The sequence below is a fragment of the Mesorhizobium sp. 10J20-29 genome (assembly GCF_054130485.1).
The window spans coordinates 794,880-811,726 of record NZ_CP199156.1 but is presented as its reverse complement, the minus strand read 5'-3'; the positions used below and the strand labels follow the sequence as shown (position 1 = coordinate 811,726).

The window sequence follows — 16,847 nt, the reverse complement described above, 5'->3', positions numbered from 1 at the left end:
CGGCGTTCGCGAAGGGTGGGCCGGAATGTCGTTTTCCATTGTTCTCTTCATCGTCGTTGCCATCGGCGCCGTCGCTTTCTTCCTCGGCCGCCAGCGTGCCGCCGGGCAGCAGCGCTCGTCGTCCGAGAAGCCGCATTCGCGCGTGCATTATCACGGCTGGTGGGCCTTCCTTCTTACCGTGCTGCCCGCCCTGGCTTTCCTGGTCGTCTGGTCGATCGGCAGCAATGCCTGGATCGAAAGCTCGACCGTTGCGAATCTGCCGCCGCAGACCGATGAAAGCGCTGTTGCAAGCCGCGGTCTGGCGCTCGGCATGGTCAAGGGGCTGGCTGACGGCATCCGCAAGCTGGAAGCCGCGGGACCGACTGAAATCCCGATGACGTTCGAAGCGCTTCGGCCGCTCCTGGCGGAGCAGGGCGTGGCACTGGCTTCCGACACGCAAGACTACATGATCCCCATGGCGATCGAGCTGAATGCGGCCATGGCTACGGCTGCATGGATCGGCGGTCTGGCTGCCCTGGTCCTGGCGCTCGCCGGGGCCTATTTCGCTATCGCAGGCGTCAAGGTGCGCGCCCGAGCCCGCAACAATGTCGAGCGCATCGTTCTCGGCATGCTGATGGCGGCATCGACCATCGCCATCCTGACGACGGTCGGCATCGTGTTCTCGATGCTGTTCGAGACGCTGCAGTTCTTCCATTCCGTATCGCTGTCGAACTTCTTCTTCGGGACAGTGTGGGATCCGCGCTTTGCCGCTGCGGACTCTTCAGGCGCCGAAGGCCAGTTCGGCCTGATCCCGTTGCTGGCCGGCACGCTCTACATTGCCTTCGTGGCGATGCTGTTTGCCGTGCCGATCGGGCTCATGGCAGCGATCTACATGGCCGAATACGCCACCCCGCGTGTGCGCTCGATCGTCAAACCGATGCTCGAGGTGCTGGCTGGCATCCCCACGATTGTCTACGGCTTCTTCGCGCTGGTGACGGTCGGCCCGTTCCTGCGCGATATCTCGACGGCGATCGCGGGTTTCACCTTCATCCAGGCGCAAAGCGTCCTGACCGCCGGCCTGGTGATGGGAATCATGCTCATTCCCTTCGTCTCGTCGCTGTCGGACGACATCATCACCGCGGTGCCGCGCGCCATGCGCGACGGATCGCTCGGCCTGGGCGCGACGAAGTCCGAAACGGTGCGTCGGGTGATCCTGCCGGCGGCGCTGCCAGGCATTGTCGGCGCGCTGCTGCTCACCGCATCGCGCGCCATCGGCGAAACGATGATCGTGGTGTTGGCGGCCGGCGTGGCGGCCAACCTGACCATCAATCCCTTCGAGGCGATGACCACGATCACCGTGAAGATCGTCAACCAGCTGACGGGCGATCTCGAGTTCACCTCGCCGCAGACGCTGGTTGCCTTCGCACTCGGCATGACGCTGTTCGTCCTGACGCTCGGCATGAACGTGTTCGCGCTCTATATCGTGCGCAAGTATCGGGAGCAGTACGAATGACGGACGCTGCAACGCACGTCGGAACCGCTGCCGTACCTGTGCGGCGCGACATCGGCATCAAGCGCAGGAAGGCGGCTGAGAAGCGGTTTCGCGCCTATGGCATCGCCGCGATAGCGACCGGCATATTCTTCCTGATCGCGCTCCTGTGGACGGTTTTCTCGAACGGCTACACCGCCTTCTGGCAGACCTCGATCGAGCTGCCGATCAATTTCGAGGAGAGCGTGATCGATCCCAGCGACAAGCGGGCGACCGATATCAATGTCCTGCTGAAGGCGAATTATCCGCGCCTGGCGCAGGATGCCCTGGTCGCAAAGCTCGGGGTGGATCCAGAGGATCGAAGCAAGACGCGCGATGTTGGACGCATGATCTCGAACGGCGTGCGGACGCAGTTGCGCGACATGGTCCTTTCCGATCCGTCGATCATCGGCACGACGCAGACTGTCTGGGTTCTGGCAACGGCTGACGTCGATTCCGCGGCAAAGGGGCAGGTCGACCTGGCCGTCGCGGAAGCACGGCGCAAGGTGTCGGACGAGCAGGTCGAGTGGATGCGGACGCTGCAGAAGGACGGCGTCATGAAGGAACGCTTCAACACCGGGCTATTCACCTTCGGCGCATCGAGCCGCCCGGAGACTGCCGGTGTCGGCGTCGCGATGATCGGCTCGATCTACATGATGCTGATTGTGCTGGTGCTGGCACTGCCGATCGGTGTCGCCGCATCGATCTATCTCGAGGAGTTCGCGCCCAAGAACAGGCTAACCGACCTCATCGAGGTGAACATCAACAATCTGGCTGCGGTCCCGTCTATCGTGTTCGGCTTGCTGGGCCTGGCTATCTTCATCAATTTCATGCAGCTGCCGCGCTCGGCGTCGATCGTCGGCGGCCTGGTGCTGACCCTGATGACGCTGCCGACCATCATCATCGCGACCCGCGCCGCGTTGCGTGCCGTGCCGCCGTCGATCCGCTCGGCAGCGCTCGGGCTTGGCGCCTCCAAGATGCAGATGGTGTTCCACCACGTCCTGCCGCTGGCCTCGCCCGGCATCCTGACGGGCACGATCCTTGGCCTTGCACAGGCGCTCGGCGAAACGGCGCCGCTGATCCTGATCGGCATGGTCGCCTTCGTGGCCGACTATCCGACGACGCCTTTCGACCCGGCAACCGCATTGCCCGTGCAGATCTACATGTGGGCAAACGAGGCAGAGCGCGCTTTCGTCGAGCGCACCTCCGGGGCGATCATCATCCTGTTGATCTTTCTGGCCGTGATGAACGTTGGGGCAATCTTCCTGCGCAGGCGTTTTGAGCGTCGCTGGTGATGGAGTAGAAAGACATGAACATGCTGACCGAAGCGGCCATCGAGGACAAGCTGACGCCTATGCTGACCGAACCTCCCATCAAGATGAAGGGCAAGGACGTTACCGTTCACTACAGCGGTAAGCAGGCCCTGTTCGGCATCGATCTCGACGTGCGCGAGAAGCAGGTCACTGCGCTCATCGGCCCGTCGGGCTGCGGCAAGTCGACCTTTCTGCGCTGCCTGAACCGGATGAACGACACGATCGACGGCTGCACGGTCGCCGGGTCGCTGACGCTCGACGGCGAGGATATCTACGATCCATCGATCGACGTGGTCGAACTGCGCGCCAGGGTCGGAATGGTCTTCCAGAAGCCGAACCCGTTTCCGAAGTCGATTTACGAGAACGTTGCCTACGGCCCCCGCATCCACGGCCTCGTCAAATCCAAGAGCGATATGGACGCGGTGGTGGAATCAAGCCTGAAGAAGGCGGCAATCTGGAACGAGGTAAAGGACCGGCTGCACGAGTCCGGCACCGGCCTGTCGGGCGGACAGCAGCAACGTCTCTGCATCGCGCGCGCCATCGCCGTGTCGCCGGAAGTCATCCTGATGGATGAGCCGTGCTCGGCGCTCGATCCGATCGCGACCGCCAAGGTCGAGGAGCTGATCGACGAATTGCGGCAGAACTACACGATCGTCATCGTGACGCATTCCATGCAGCAGGCTGCCCGCGTGTCGCAGCGCACGGCGATGTTCCATATCGGCTACCTCGTCGAAGAGGGCGCGACGGAGAAGATGTTCACCAACCCCGACGACAAGCGCACCCAGGATTATATCACCGGCCGGTTCGGCTAAGCCGCATCCTCCCAAGCGGCAGACCACGAGGACCTAGATCATGGGCGAACATACCGTCACTTCTTTCGACGACGACCTCTCCGGCATCCAGAAGCTGATCAACGACATGGGGGACCTTTCGGGGACCATGGTCAGAGGTGCGATCCGCGCATTGCTGCAATCCGATGGGGCGCTGGCGCAGCGGGTCGTCTCGGACGACGTGATCATGGATGCGCGGCAGCGCGAACTCGACGACCGGGCAATCACCCTGATCGCCAAACGGCAGCCGATGGCCCAGGACCTGCGTGCAGTCGTTGGTGCCATCCGCATGGCCGGCGATCTCGAGCGGATCGGCGACCTGGCCAAGAATATCGCCAAGCGCGTCAGCGCAGTCGGGCAGAGCCCGGCGCCGCGCAGCCTCGCGCATGGCATCGAGGGAATGTCCGAAATGGTGCTCAGCCAGGTCGACGGTGTCATCAAGCACTACCTGGCCCGCGACGCCGACGCCCTGCGTGACCTGCGCATCGACGATGAGAAGATCGACGTCAAGTACACGTCGGTCTTTCGCGAGCTTCTGACCTACATGATGGAAGATCCGCGCAACATCACCTCCTGCACGCACCTCCTGTTCTGTGCCAAGAACCTCGAGCGCATCGGCGACCACGTCACCAACATCGCCGAGAACGCCTATTTCGTGGTTACAGGACAACAATTGCCGGTATCCCGTCCCAAGCTCGACGAAACGTCGCTGTCGGTCTTGGCGGAATAGCGCGCTGGAAAGAGCATCAAGCCAATGATTGCGCCCAAGATCATGGTCGTCGAGGACGAGGAGCCGCTCGGCGTGCTGCTCCGATACAACCTCGAGGCCGAAGGCTACCAGGTCGAGATCGTGACGCGCGGCGACGAGGCCGAAATCCGCCTGCAGGAAAATGCACCGGACCTTCTTGTGCTCGACTGGATGGTGCCTGCCATCTCGGGCATCGAACTTTGCCGCCGCTTGCGCATGCGACCTGAAACGCAGCGGCTGCCGATCATCATGCTGACGGCGCGCGGCGAGGAAAGCGACAGGGTGCGCGGGCTTTCGACAGGCGCCGACGATTACCTGGTGAAGCCGTTCTCGACGCCGGAATTCATGGCGCGCGTGCGCGCCCTGCTGCGCCGGGCCAAGCCGGAAGTGCTGTCCAGCGTGCTCAAGGTCGGCGACATCATGCTCGACCGTGAGGCGCACCGGGTCTACCGCAAGAAGAACGAGATCAAGCTCGGGCCGACGGAGTTCCGTCTGCTGGAGTTCATGATGCGCCATCCGGGACGCGTGTTCTCGCGCAGCCAGCTGCTCGACAATGTCTGGGGCGAGACGATCTACATCGACGAGCGCACTGTCGACGTGCATGTCGGGCGCCTGCGCAAGGCAGTCAACAATGGCCGCATGCCAGACGTGATCCGCACGATCCGTGGTGCCGGCTACGCCATCCGCGAAGACTAGGCCTGCTACTCGGCCGGGTACCAGTATTTAGCGCCGGGCGCGTCGCGTCCGATGATGACGAAATTGTTGGCGAAGACCCGGTAGGGCGCGCTCCATTCCCCATCCGGCCATTTGACCCGGATCTCGGCGCGCTCCGCCGTGCCGACGCCGACGTGGATAAAGCCTGCATGTCCGGCCGCGTGGCCGCCGCCGACCTGAACGCTGCGCACATAGGTCTGGGTGCCCGATTTGACGTAAATGAGGGCGCCCACGGCGTCGCGATTGACGTCCTTCTGTCGCAGTTCGATGCCGACGAAGTTGCCCATGGGCCGAGCCAGGTCACCGGCCACCGCACCGCAGTTGCGGAACAGGCTGGCCTTCTGGCCGCGGTTGACGACGAGCAGGTCGAGCATGCCGTCCATGTTGAAATCCTCGACGATGGCTCCGCGTCCCTTGGTGGGCAATGCGATGCCGGCGACATCGCCGGCTTCGGCGAAGCTGCCGTCCCATTGGCCGATCAGGAGGTTGTCCGGATCGTTGGCGGCGAAATCGGGCATCTGCTCGACATTGCCCTTGGCAATGAACAGGTCGAGCAGGCCATCATTGTTGAAGTCGGCGAACTCGGAATGCCATCCGGTCGACGGCTTCAGGTCGCCGCCGGTGTAGGGGCGATGCGCGGTGGCGCCCTTGTCCCAGGCAACGTCCGTATAGACCGGCCGGTTCTCGTCCGACTCGTCGTCGAGCTTCTGCAGCTTGGTGTCGCCCATCGACGTCAATGCGTACTCGGGCGTGCCGTCGCCGTCGATGTCGCCCTCGGCGATGCCCATGCCCCAGATCGTCAAATGCTGCCAGCCGTCCGCCTTGCCGTAGAGCCGGGGCGGATTCTCCGGCTCGACCTTCCACAGTTGCTCCTCGCCACCGCGATAATACTGGCGGTCGTTGGTGACCCTCAGCGAGGGCGTGCCAGAGCGGTTCCAGTCGGTAAACAGCATCGACAGCGCGCAGTAGCCGGGGGTCAGCGCGGAAGGCTGCGAGTAGTCGGGTCTGTCGCCCGGTTGCGGGCGGGCGAGAACATTTTCCTCGCAGGTGCCCCAGGGCGAACCGGGAGCGGCACGGTCGACATAGTTGCCGAAGGCAAGGGTCGGGTATTTCAGGCCTGCTTCCCAGGTCGCGGCGAAGGCCGTCGTCCAGGTGCGGCCGCCATCGAGCGAGAGCTGCCTGTTGGCCTTGGTGAAGCTACAGCCCGGACCGCCCCTCAGAACAATGTTCTCGCCGAGCCGCAGGAGAACAAGGTCGCGGTGGCCGTCATTGTCGATGTCGAGTGCATAGGCGCCGAGCACGTTGGCGAGATCCTTGGCGTCGAGGTCGAGCGACTTTTCGGCAAAGCGCAGGTCGCCGCCCGCCGCGCTCTCGTTGACATAGAGGCCCGATGCGCCCTTGCCGCCGGCCAGGAAGACGTCCGGGCGCCTGTCGCCGTTGCAATCGAGCGAAGCGCCGCCGCCACCGACGAAGAACTCCCATGGGCCGGTGTAGGAATGATCGATGCCTGCCGCCAGCGCCTCCTCGTGCATCTGCGGGATGTCATTGACGGGCTTGCGCGGCGCAGTGTCCTCGGCCCATGCCGGCACGGCTGCGGCCAGCGCGGTAAGGAGGGTCGCCAGCATGTTGCGGCGCGCGCTCACCGGGCCACCGCCGCCGGGTCGATGACCAGCGTCCTCAGGAAGGCAATCAAGCCGTCGCGCTCTGCATCGGAAAGCGCGATGTAGCCGTCGCGGGCTTTCCTTCCTTCGCCGCCATGAGCCCGTATGACCCCGTCGAGCGTGGGAAGGTCGTTGCGGTGTCCGTAGGGATCGGTCGAGCCGACGCCCCATAGTTCGCTGGTCATGAAGACGTTGCGCTCGACGAAACGCTGGGCCAGCAGTTCGTTGCCGAGCGCCGCCACCTGTTCGTCGGCGATCACGTGGCGTTTCAGGTCGCCAAACAGCGGCACCAGGACGTCACCTTTCTCGTTGCGGGGCAGGGCCCTGGCCCAGGCATAGAGCGAGAGATCGTAGACTGCAGGATCCGCTACTTCGGCGGTGCGCAGCGTGCCCGCCATGTCCGAGGGGCCGGGATCGACGAATTTCAGCGAGGCGAGCGGCAGGGACGACCTGTGGCATTCGGCGCAACCGATGGCCTCGAAGGTCGCGCTGCCGTTTGTCGCGGCGGCCTGCCATGCAGGATCAGTCGGCCGCAGGACCGTCGGCGGCGGCAGCGTCGCCTGCCAGGCCACCAGTGCCGAGATGTCGCCTACCGAGATCTCGTCCTCGTGGCCGTCGCCGTCATGGTCGCGCGTGCCTGTCCAGCGCTCGCCGAAGCGTTCCGATGCCTGCATGCCGTGGTGGTGATTGAGTGCATTGTCGGTGAACTGGCGCAGCGATGTCATGACGCCCTTCTGGCTGAAGGGGCGGATGACGAGGTCGGCGTCGACGCCCTCGACGCCGCCGAGGTCGATGACGCCGTCCGGTGCAGCGACGATCGTGCCGAAGTCGACGCCTTTTGCTGCGAGAGATGCCGTGACCGGTTCGCCGGTCCTGCGTGCCTCTGCTGCAGCCTGGCTGCGGATGGTGCGCAGCTCTGCCGTCATTTCTCGCGCCAGGAGTTCTATCAGGCCGGCGCCGAAAAGATGGTTCGACCCGCGCTCGTTCGAGAACTGCGGGTCGAGGCTGTCGAAGTCGGCGCTCTCAAAACCCTCGGAGACGAAGACATTGGTGACGAAATCGCCTGCTCCGCCGACCACCGGCTGGTTGTGACAGCCTGAACAGGCATTGGAATCCATGCCCGCGGTGCGGAAGAAGGGGCTTTCGGGAGCCCGCTTGCGTTTCGTCGGAATGATCGCCTGGGTGGCGAACGGCCGGCCCACGCCATCGGCTTCGGTGAAGCGGCCGGTGAACAGAATCTCACCCTTGCTGCGGAGCGCCTCAAGGGCCTCAAGCGACAGGGTGCCGTTGATCGTCGACTGATCGACATGTTCGTGGATGACCTTTTCCGACCAGGGGCTGGCGACCGCGAGGACGGGGCTGGCGAGGATGGCGGCGATGAGGGCCGCCAAACTTGCGCGACTGCAGCAACGCGCTTTCATGCGACATCCTTTCCGATGGATTCTCCCTGTGCGGAGGCAGTTCCCGAGGCGAAAATCTCCTGATCCACGAAAGTCAGGGCGCGCATCGTGCAACCCTGGCGGATGAGCGGCAGCTCATCGGACACGGTGTCGAAGGAAATGGCGTCCGCATGCCGCCCGCCAGCGGTGCGCGCGATCGCGGCACGGATATCCGGCTCGAGAATGTCGAAGGCCGCCGCGCCGCCGCCGACAAAAGCCACCGGGGCCGGATCGATCAGCGCGAACAGGCTGCCCAGTCCGAAGCCAATCGCCGAACCAGCTTGCCGATAGGCTTCGCGCTCCGGCCCGTCTGCTGCGCGCGCGCGTGCCGCCAGGGCCCGCATGTCGGTCTCCTCGATGCCGTCCTGCGGTGCGGAATCCTCGGGATTGCGACGGGCATTGCGCCAGATCGCATAGTTGCCGGCATAGGCCTCGACGCAGCCGCGCTGTCCGCAGCGGCACAGGGCGCCGTCGGGCTGGTGCGTCATGTGGCCGAATTCGCCGCCGGAAGAGCGCGTGCCGGTGAACAGTTCGCCCTTCAGGACGAGGCCCATGCCGATGCCGTGCGAGAGCAGGATGGCGATGAAATTGTCGCGGTAGCGCTGCGGGTCGCGCCAGCGAAGCGCCACGGCCATCATGTTGCAGTCGTTCTCGACCGTCGCCGGTATCGCGAACTCGCGTTCGAGCACGTCGGCGAAGGGAATGTCGAGATGGGGGGTGATCGGCGACCAGAGCATGGTGCGCGCGCCGGCATCGGTGGTGCCCTGAACAGACAGGATGATGCGCAGCGGGCGCCGGGTGCCGGCCTGGCCGGCCATCAGCTGACGGATGGTGGCGATGAGTTCGCCAACGAGATCCGCCTGGGACAGATTGGCGGTGCACGGCTTGCGACGCTGCTCGGCGACGACGCTGCCGGTATAATCGACGATCGCCGCGGACAGAAAATTGAGCGACAGTCCCGCGACAATGATGGTGGCGGCATCAGGATTGAGGGTGAGCGCGACTTGCGGACGCCCGCGCTTCAGGGACGGCGTTTCGCCGCCCTTGTCCTGAACCAGGTACCCCTCGGCGATCAGGTCCGAGGAAATCGCCGAAATGGTCGAGTGGCTGAGCCCCGTCGTCGCGGCAATCTCGGTGCGGGAGGGCTGACCCGTACGGCGCACCGCAGCGATGACCATCGCGCGGTTGCGGCGCCGCAAATCGTCGTGGCGGATTCCGACCGACATGATTCCAGATACTTCCTCCCGGACACCGCTATCGATCCGTCTTGTGGCGGGACCTTCGGCGGCATCTGGCCAAATAGTGCCAGAAGCCGATAGGTGAGTCATGCATTTTTTCGGAGATCGAAAAAATGAGTCGGCGGCTGAATCGATGTTGACAGCGGTGCCGGGTTGGGCCACTCTTTTTTTCGAAGCTCGAAAAAAAGAGTTTCGTCACGGGTTGGAGCAGTTGCGCCACTTGCGGCGCATGGGAGGAAATCATGAAGAAGTTTGCAACCGCCATTTTGGCGGGCGTAGCCATGTCTATGGCACTGAGCACTGTCGCCGAAGCTGCCGGCAAGACGATCGCAGTATCGTGGAAGACATTCCAGGAAGAACGCTGGAAGACCGACGAAGCCGCCATCAAATCGGCAGTCGAAGCCGCCGGCGACACGTACATCGCAACCGATGCCCAGGGTTCGGCCCAGAAGCAGGCCGCCGACATCGAAGGGCTGATCTCGCAGAAGGTCGACGTCATCCTCGTCGTTGCTTTCGACTCGGACGCGATCCTGCCCTCGATCAAGGCGATCAACGACGCCGGCATCAAGGCCATCGCATATGACGTGCAGTTCGAGGATCCGAACGCGCTCTACATCACCTTCGACAATATCGGCGTCGGCCGCATCATGGCGCAGGAGATCCTCAAGGTTCAGCCGGAAGGCAGCTATGCCTTCATCAAGGGCGACAAGGGCGATCCGAACGCGACCTTCCTGTTCCAGGGCATGATGGAAGTTCTGAAGCCGTCGCTGGATTCCGGCAAGATCAAGAATGTCTGCGAGACCTTCACTGATGGCTGGAAGCCGGACAATGCCCAGCGGAACATGGAGCAGTGCCTGACGTCCACCGACAACAAGGTCGATGCCGTCCTGTCGGAAAATGACGGCATGGCATCAGGCGTGGTTGCCGCGCTCGAAGCACAGGGCCTTGCCGGTTCCGTGCCGGTGACAGGCCAGGATGGCGACAAGGCCGCCATCAACCGCGTGGCGCTTGGCACGCAGACGGTGTCTGTCTGGAAGAACTCCACCGACCTCGGCAACGTGGCGGCTGCTGCCGCTATCGCGCTTGCCAATGGCGATGAAGTTTCCAGCATCGAGGGTGTCGCCAAGTTCAGCGGCGGCAAGAACGGCGTCGAGATGGATTCCATCCTGCTCGCACCGACCCCGATCACCAAGGACAACATCAATGTTGCCATCGAAGCTGGCCACATCACCAAGGAAGAGGCCTGCGCTGGCGTGAAGGCCGGCACCGTGGCCGCCTGCGACTAATACGCTTGCAGCGGACAAGGCTAGACTGACCGGAACCGCGCCATCGCCCGTCGGTGGCGCGGTTCTCTTTCCGCTTGATTTGCACGATAATGATAAGTGGCGAGCGCATAGCATCCGCCGCGCATGTTGACTGGGAGGGGACATGTCCAAGCAGAATGCCAGCGTGCCCACTGCGGCGCCGCCACCATCATTCCTGAAGCGCTTTCTCTCTGCCACGGAGCTCGACACCCGCATGCTCGGGATGGTCGCCGCGCTGTTTGCCATCTGGTGCGCATTCGACATCTACAGCGGCTTCCAGCGCCCGAACACGGGCCTGTTCGGAGGGGCCTTCCTGACGCCCCGCAACCTCTGGACACTTCTTGTCCAGACCTCATCGATCGCGGTGATGACGACCGGCATGGTCCTGATCATCGTCATGCGCCACATCGACCTTTCTGTCGGCTCGATGCTCAGCCTCGTCGCTGTCGCCGGAGCGGTGCTTCAGGTATTCATCCTCGGCCCGGCAATCGGTGTCGGTCACCCGGTGATCTGGATTGCAGCCATCGCGGCCTGCCTGGTTCTGGGCACGCTCATCGGCGCGCTGAACGGCTTCCTGACCGCCTATGCAAAGATTCCCGCCTTCATCGTCACGCTCGGCGGTCTCATCGCCTATAGCGGCGTGGCCTTCCTGCTAGCCAGCGGCGTGACCGTTGCGCCGATGGACAAGACCTACAAGATCATCGGCGGCGGCATTCCGGAATCCTGGCTCGGCCCGACATGGAGCTGGGCGCTTGCGATTGCAGCCTGCGTTCTCATCGTCCTGGCGGTCGCTTTCGGCCGAAGGCAGAGAAAGCGGTTCGGGTTCCAGCTCCGGCCAATCTGGGCGGAAGCTGCGCTTGCGGCGCTTGGCAGTGCCGCGGTCCTGGGCGCGACCGCCGTGCTCACTGCCTATCCGTGGCCGTTCGGCCTGATCCGGCAGTATGCCGCCGACAACAATATACCGATCCCGGCCGGGGTGGAGAATGCGGACGGCGATGCCATCTGCATGGCCGGCGAAAAGATCGTCCGGTGCACCGAGGGCCTGATCTACTACACCGGATACGCCGCGCCGGTGCTGGTCGCAATCGCTGTCGGCGTTGCAATGACGTTCATCGCAACGCGGACCAAGTTCGGCCGCTACGTCTACGCCATCGGCGGCAATCCGGAGGCGGCGGAGCTTGCCGGCATCAACACCAAGATGATGACGGTGAAGGTCTTCGCGCTGATGGGTTTCCTCGTCGGCATTTCGTCGGTCATCGCCTCGGCGCGCCTCGACGCGGCAACCAATGCGCTTGGACAGTTGAACGAGCTCTTCGTGATTGCAGCGGCCGTCATCGGCGGCACGTCGCTGGCCGGCGGCATCGGAACCATCTACGGCGCCCTTATCGGCGCGCTGATGATGCAGTCGATTCAGTCCGGCATGGCGCTCCTGAACCTGCCGGCCGCCTTCCAGAACATCGTCGTCGGCACCGTGCTGGTCTTTGCCGTGTTCGTAGACCAGTTCTATCGCCGCCGCGTGAAGTGAGGAGACAGAAATGACAACTCCACTCGTTGAAATGCGCGACATCTCCATCGCCTTCGGTGGCATCAAGGCGGTCGATCATGCCTCCGTGGAAGTCCACCCGGGCGAGGTGATGGGCCTGCTGGGCCACAATGGCGCCGGCAAGTCGACGCTGATCAAGATCCTGTCGGGAGCCTATCGTCGCGACCAGGGCAAGATCTTCGTCAACGGCGAGGAAGCCGATATCCAGAACCCGCGCGACGCCAAGGACTACGGCATCGAGACGATCTACCAGACGCTGGCGCTTGCCGACAATGTGGATGCGGCGGCCAACCTGTTCCTCGGTCGCGAGATCATGACGGGCTGGGGAACGCTCGACGATGCGGCCATGGAGGCGAAGGCCCGCGAGGTGATGGGCCGGCTGAACCCGAACTTCCGGCGCTTCAAGGAGCCGGTGAAGTCGCTGTCCGGCGGCCAGCGGCAATCGGTGGCGATCGCGCGCGCGATCCTGTTCGAGGCGCGCATCCTGATCATGGACGAGCCGACAGCAGCGCTTGGGCCGCAGGAGACGGCGCAGGTTGGCGAACTGATCAAGCAACTGAAGGCCGATGGTATCGGAATCTTCCTGATCAGCCACGACATCCATGACGTTTTCGATCTCGCTGACCGTGTCTGCGTGATGAAGAATGGCCAGGTGGTGGGTACCGCCAGGACGAGCGACGTGACCAAGGATGAGGTGCTCGGCATGATCATCCTGGGCAAGTGCCCGCCGGGCGCGGTACCGGGTCCGGGCGCGATGGACATGGCCGCCTGAAGGGGGCGACCACAAAAAACACATCTTGTGGCGGCATGTGGCGCACGGACGCCGAATTGAATTGAATGCCCTCGTAGGAGCGTCGATAAAGGGCCTCCCCGGAGCGGCCCGTGCCTTGAGGCATGCAGGCCGCTTCTTCCCTGTCGTTGCGCAAATCCGGGCTTGATCCGGTACCCGAAGCGGGTAGCGCCGCAAGCCGGACCGCCAGTTGAAGAAGCATTTTCCCCTCGTCGCCTTCGTTGCCGTTGCCATCGCAAGCGTTGCAATGGCCACTTTCGCCTATGTCGCGGCCGAGGATGCGACGCGCATCAAGTTCGAGGCTATAGCCGACGATGCGATCAACCGGATCGAGGGTCGCATCGACCTGCATGTTTCGCTGCTGCACACCACGCATGCGATGTTCGTCAGCCAGTCGGCCGACGTTTCCGCCGCCGAGTTCCGGGCATATTTCGAGGCGCTCGATGTCCCCAAGAAGTTCGAGGGCCTGCGCGGGCTCGGCTTCCTGGGGCTGGCCCGCGCCGGCCAGGACGCGCGCCTCGAGGCCCGGCTGACCGAACTGCAGGGCGCGCCCAAACCGATATTCCCGACCGCTTCGGAGGGCGACTGGCGGACGCCCGTCCTGCTGTACGAAGTCAATGACGGCGGCGACACCAAGGGCATTGGTTACGACATGTTTTCCGACCCGCTGCGTCGCGATGCCATTCTCGCGGCGCTGGAAACGGGCGAGCCTAGGGCGACCGGGCGGGTCGAGCTTGGCGCGCCGGTTGGCGCCGAGGTGAGGCCCGGGTTTCTGCTGTTTTCGAGCGTCGAAACGGTGCAATCGGGCGACGGCACCCCGGCAGGCATCCTGTTTGCGTCGTTCAGGACACAGGACCTCTTCAAGGCCGCCCTCGAAAAATTCCCGGTCCTGCCGGTCCATGCCGAAGTGTTCCACGGCGAGCCGACGCTTTCGAACCGGCTGTTTGCGTCGAAGGAACCGGCCGCGGCGGGCGGCGATCTGGTGGCGACACGCCAGATGCTAGTCGCCGGCGTGCCCTGGACCATCCAGTTCCACCCGACAGCCGATTTCTCTCGCCCGTCTTCGCGCGCCGTTCCGATCCTGCTCGGCATCTTCGGCCTCCTGCTCGCCGTCGCCATCGCGCTGGTCCAGCGCTACCAGGGGCGGGCCTACGATGCGATGTCGCAGCTCAGGGAAGCTTCCGAAACAAGCCTGCAGGAAAAGGACCTGATGCTTCAGGAGATGAAGCACCGGATCAAGAATTCGATTTCGCGCGTGCTTGCCATCGCACGCCAGACCGCCGGAACGGCAGAGGACATCGACACGTTCTCGAAATCCTTTTCCGCGCGCCTGCAGGCTATGGCCGCCTCGCAGGACATGCTGACCCGGTCGCGCTGGCAGAAGGCCGATCTTGGCGAGTTGCTGCAGATTGAGCTTGCCCAGGCGTTCGGAAAGGAACTGCCCGAAGGTATGCTCGATGGTCCGAGGGTATTGCTTTCGGAAGCGATGACGCAGGCATTGGGTCTGACCTTCCATGAGCTGGCCACCAACGCGCTGAAATACGGCGAGGTTGGCAACTCGACGGAAACGCTGAAGGTCGACTGGAAGGTGCTGCGCAACGGGCGCGAGAAGCGGCTCGTGCTGCATTGGCGGGAAGCCAGTTCAACGCCGATCGCAGTGCCTGAGAAGACCGGCTTCGGCACCAAGCTGATCGACATGAACATCACGCGCGAGCTTGGCGGGACGATCGAGCGCGGCTACCGCGAAGACGGCCTGGAGATCGAGATCTCGATTCCGCTGCGCGGCGAAGCCTGAGCCGGCCTCACGCCCGCTTGTCTTTTCCGGGTGGCGTCAGGTTGCGGAACTGCACCATCGCCATCGGCTGGGACAGGCTGCGCGCATCGGTTTCGAGCTGCAACTCGTCGGCGCCCCGCTTTGCTGTGCGCGCCAGAATCTCGTAGACGGAAGCCGTCGTCGACTGCAACGCCTTGGCGTCCGTCTGGCCAGCCAGCAACCGGGCGAGGAAAACCGCCGCAGTGAGATCGCCAAGGCCGTTCGGCGGCCCGGCGATCGCGCGGTGTTCTGCCAGCATCACTTCGAAGGGGGTGACCAGAAGATTGCCGATGCCTCCGGCGATCATTGCCGGGGCAGAGGTGACGAGCATGCGAGCGGGGCCTGCATTGCGCGCCGCGGAAATCGTGGCCTCCAGGTCGACAAGCTTCTCGCCGGTCATCCATTCGAGCTCATATCGGTTGGGCGTCGCGATATCGGCGACCGGCAGCAGCGTGTCGCGCATCGCCTCGGCCACGGGCTGGGGCACGTAGAGCCCACCGGCATCGCCCATGACAGGATCGCAGACGTAGAGGGCGTCGGGATTGCGGGCCTTTACGGCGCCGACCAGCGCTGCGACGTCGGCCGCCTGCGCGGCATCGCCGAGATAGCCCGACAAGACGGCGGCGACCTCGCCGAGCCATGGCGCCCGCTGCAAATCCTGCATGAAGGACCAGAACTGTTCCGGCTCCGGAACGATGCGGGTGGCCGGACCATGTCCGGGATGCCAGGGGAGGATCACGGTCGGCACGGCCCATACCGGATGCCCAAGCGTCTCAAGCGCGAAAACCGCGGCGCGGTTGCCGACGGAGCCGCGCGCAACGTGGCTTGAAATGACGATAACCGCCCTCGGCGTTTCACCGTTCGCTATGTTCATGCGCTACGCGTCCCGTACGACGAAAATGATCAGCCAGATGATCAGGCCGACTGCCAGGAAGACACCAAGGATGCGGCCGATCCGCGTGCCCCAATATTCTATCCCGTCCTCAGGGTCCACATCCGCGGCAGTGACGTGATCGTGCGCCCGCCGTGCGACGCGGTCGACCACCGAGCGAGAACCGCTTTCGGCTTCGCGCGCCACGCGCTCGATAATGCGCCGCGATTCGCGCTGTCTTGCGTCCTGCCTGTCGTCCGGCATGTCCAGTGGGGTTTCCCAAGTCTCGACGGCAAATCTAACGGCTTCGCCGGGCCGCAAACAAGGCCGCCCTGTGATCTCCCACCGCTTTCGGGGGATCGCCGTTCCCCCATTCGCGGAATATGGTAAGCATTGCGTCGCTTCGCACGCAAATTGAGGGATTTTCAATGACTGCCCTGCGCCTCATCCAGCCATCCACAGCCCGTCTGATTCGCGCTTTCGCTGCTCTCTTGCTGGCGCTGCCGCTGCTTTCGGCATGCGGCTACAACACGATACCGACGGCCGAGGAGCAGGCAAAGGCCGCGTGGAGCGAGGTTCTGAACCAGTACCAGCGGCGCGCCGACCTGATCCCCAACCTGGTGGAGACCGTGAAGGGCTATGCCGCGCACGAGAAGGAAGTGCTCGAGGGCGTCGTCGAGGCGAGGGCCAAGGCGACGCAGGTGACCTTGCCGGCCGACGCGCTCACCAACCCGGAGGCTTTCAAGGCCTTCCAGGAGGGGCAGGCGGGGCTGACGAGCGCACTTTCGCGACTGCTCGCGGTGGTCGAGAACTATCCCGACCTGAAGGCAAACCAGAATTTCCTGGCGCTGCAGGCGCAGCTCGAAGGAACCGAGAACCGGATTGCGGTAGCGCGTCGCGACTACATCGAGGCGGTTCGCGTCTACAACACTGCGCTTCGGACCTTCCCCTCGGTGCTGTGGGCGACGCTCTGGTTCACCGGCAACAAGCCGTTCGAGAACTTCACGGCGTCGGAAGGGGCGAGCGAGCCGCCGAAGGTCAACTTCAACTGATGCCGCGCCCCGGCGGACCATGGC

At 63.9% G+C, this 16,847-nt stretch carries 15 protein-coding genes; 10 read left to right on the top strand and 5 right to left on the bottom strand.

The annotated features are described in order from the left end of the window. Positions 1–25: 25 nt before the first annotated feature. The 5 genes from pstC to phoB are packed head-to-tail and all read left to right on the top strand — an operon-like array spanning position 26 to position 5,094. Positions 26–1,492, top strand: a complete 1,467-nt coding sequence (pstC, locus tag ACT2BZ_RS03945) for a phosphate ABC transporter permease subunit PstC (protein WP_457939439.1) — start codon at positions 26–28, stop codon at positions 1,490–1,492. Then, positions 1,489–2,802, top strand: coding sequence for a phosphate ABC transporter permease PstA (gene pstA / locus ACT2BZ_RS03940; protein WP_457939437.1), 1,314 nt, complete (start codon positions 1,489–1,491; stop codon positions 2,800–2,802). Before pstC ends, pstA begins: the two co-directional genes overlap by 4 nt. A 14-nt stretch (positions 2,803–2,816) precedes the next feature. Continuing rightward, positions 2,817–3,632, top strand: coding sequence for a phosphate ABC transporter ATP-binding protein PstB (pstB, locus tag ACT2BZ_RS03935; protein WP_457939436.1), 816 nt, complete (start codon positions 2,817–2,819; stop codon positions 3,630–3,632). A gap of 40 nt (positions 3,633–3,672) precedes the next feature. After that, positions 3,673–4,380, top strand: a complete 708-nt coding sequence (gene phoU / locus ACT2BZ_RS03930) for a phosphate signaling complex protein PhoU (RefSeq protein ID WP_457939434.1) — start codon at positions 3,673–3,675, stop codon at positions 4,378–4,380. Between the two features lie 24 nt (positions 4,381–4,404). Further along, positions 4,405–5,094 carry a phosphate regulon transcriptional regulator PhoB gene (gene phoB / locus ACT2BZ_RS03925; protein WP_457939433.1) on the top strand — a complete coding sequence of 230 codons (690 nt, stop codon included), beginning with the start codon at positions 4,405–4,407 and terminating at the stop codon, positions 5,092–5,094. 5 nt (positions 5,095–5,099) lie between these two features. On the opposite strand, the gene ACT2BZ_RS03920 is transcribed toward phoB, so the two are convergent. From ACT2BZ_RS03920 to ACT2BZ_RS03910, 3 genes are read right to left on the bottom strand one after another with little or no spacing between them, the layout of a single operon-like run. Next, on the bottom strand, positions 5,100–6,737 hold the full coding sequence (locus ACT2BZ_RS03920; protein WP_457941213.1) for an FG-GAP repeat domain-containing protein: 1,638 nt from the start codon (positions 6,735–6,737) through the stop codon (positions 5,100–5,102). A gap of 14 nt (positions 6,738–6,751) precedes the next feature. After that, entirely contained in the window at positions 6,752–8,164 is a 1,413-nt protein-coding gene (locus tag ACT2BZ_RS03915) for a di-heme oxidoredictase family protein (RefSeq protein WP_457939432.1), read from the bottom strand. Positions 8,165–8,190: 26 nt separating this feature from the next. Then, complete coding sequence (locus ACT2BZ_RS03910) at positions 8,191–9,438, bottom strand: ROK family protein (RefSeq protein WP_457939430.1); 1,248 nt, start codon at positions 9,436–9,438, stop codon at positions 8,191–8,193. A 254-nt stretch (positions 9,439–9,692) separates the two neighbouring features. Here ACT2BZ_RS03910 and ACT2BZ_RS03905 point away from each other — a divergent pair, with 254 nt between their 5' ends. The 4 genes from ACT2BZ_RS03905 to ACT2BZ_RS03890 all read left to right on the top strand — a co-directional run bounded on the left by ACT2BZ_RS03905 (position 9,693) and on the right by ACT2BZ_RS03890 (position 14,882). Further along, the gene (locus ACT2BZ_RS03905) at positions 9,693–10,736 is read left to right on the top strand and encodes a substrate-binding domain-containing protein (RefSeq protein WP_457939429.1); all 1,044 of its coding nucleotides are present in this window, start codon (positions 9,693–9,695) and stop codon (positions 10,734–10,736) included. Positions 10,737–10,878: 142 nt separating this feature from the next. Continuing rightward, complete coding sequence (locus tag ACT2BZ_RS03900) at positions 10,879–12,279, top strand: sugar ABC transporter permease (RefSeq protein ID WP_457939428.1); 1,401 nt, start codon at positions 10,879–10,881, stop codon at positions 12,277–12,279. Between the two features lie 10 nt (positions 12,280–12,289). Continuing rightward, entirely contained in the window at positions 12,290–13,069 is a 780-nt protein-coding gene (locus tag ACT2BZ_RS03895) for an ATP-binding cassette domain-containing protein (RefSeq protein WP_457939426.1), read from the top strand. A gap of 208 nt (positions 13,070–13,277) precedes the next feature. Further along, positions 13,278–14,882 (top strand): CHASE domain-containing protein, encoded by a 1,605-nt coding sequence (locus ACT2BZ_RS03890; protein WP_457939425.1) that lies wholly within the window; start codon positions 13,278–13,280, stop codon positions 14,880–14,882. A 7-nt stretch (positions 14,883–14,889) separates the two neighbouring features. Here the strand turns inward: ACT2BZ_RS03890 and pdxY are convergent, their stop codons facing one another. Beyond that, positions 14,890–15,774 carry a pyridoxal kinase PdxY gene (pdxY, locus tag ACT2BZ_RS03885; RefSeq protein ID WP_457939424.1) on the bottom strand — a complete coding sequence of 295 codons (885 nt, stop codon included), beginning with the start codon at positions 15,772–15,774 and terminating at the stop codon, positions 14,890–14,892. 3 nt (positions 15,775–15,777) lie between these two features. Continuing rightward, a complete protein-coding gene (locus ACT2BZ_RS03880; RefSeq protein ID WP_457939422.1) occupies positions 15,778–16,035 on the bottom strand; it encodes a hypothetical protein in 258 nt (85 codons plus the stop codon). A gap of 164 nt (positions 16,036–16,199) precedes the next feature. On the opposite strand from ACT2BZ_RS03880, the gene ACT2BZ_RS03875 reads away from it, so the two are divergent. After that, the gene (locus ACT2BZ_RS03875; RefSeq protein ID WP_457939420.1) at positions 16,200–16,823 is read left to right on the top strand and encodes a LemA family protein; all 624 of its coding nucleotides are present in this window, start codon (positions 16,200–16,202) and stop codon (positions 16,821–16,823) included. The last annotated feature ends 24 nt before the right edge of the window (positions 16,824–16,847 follow it).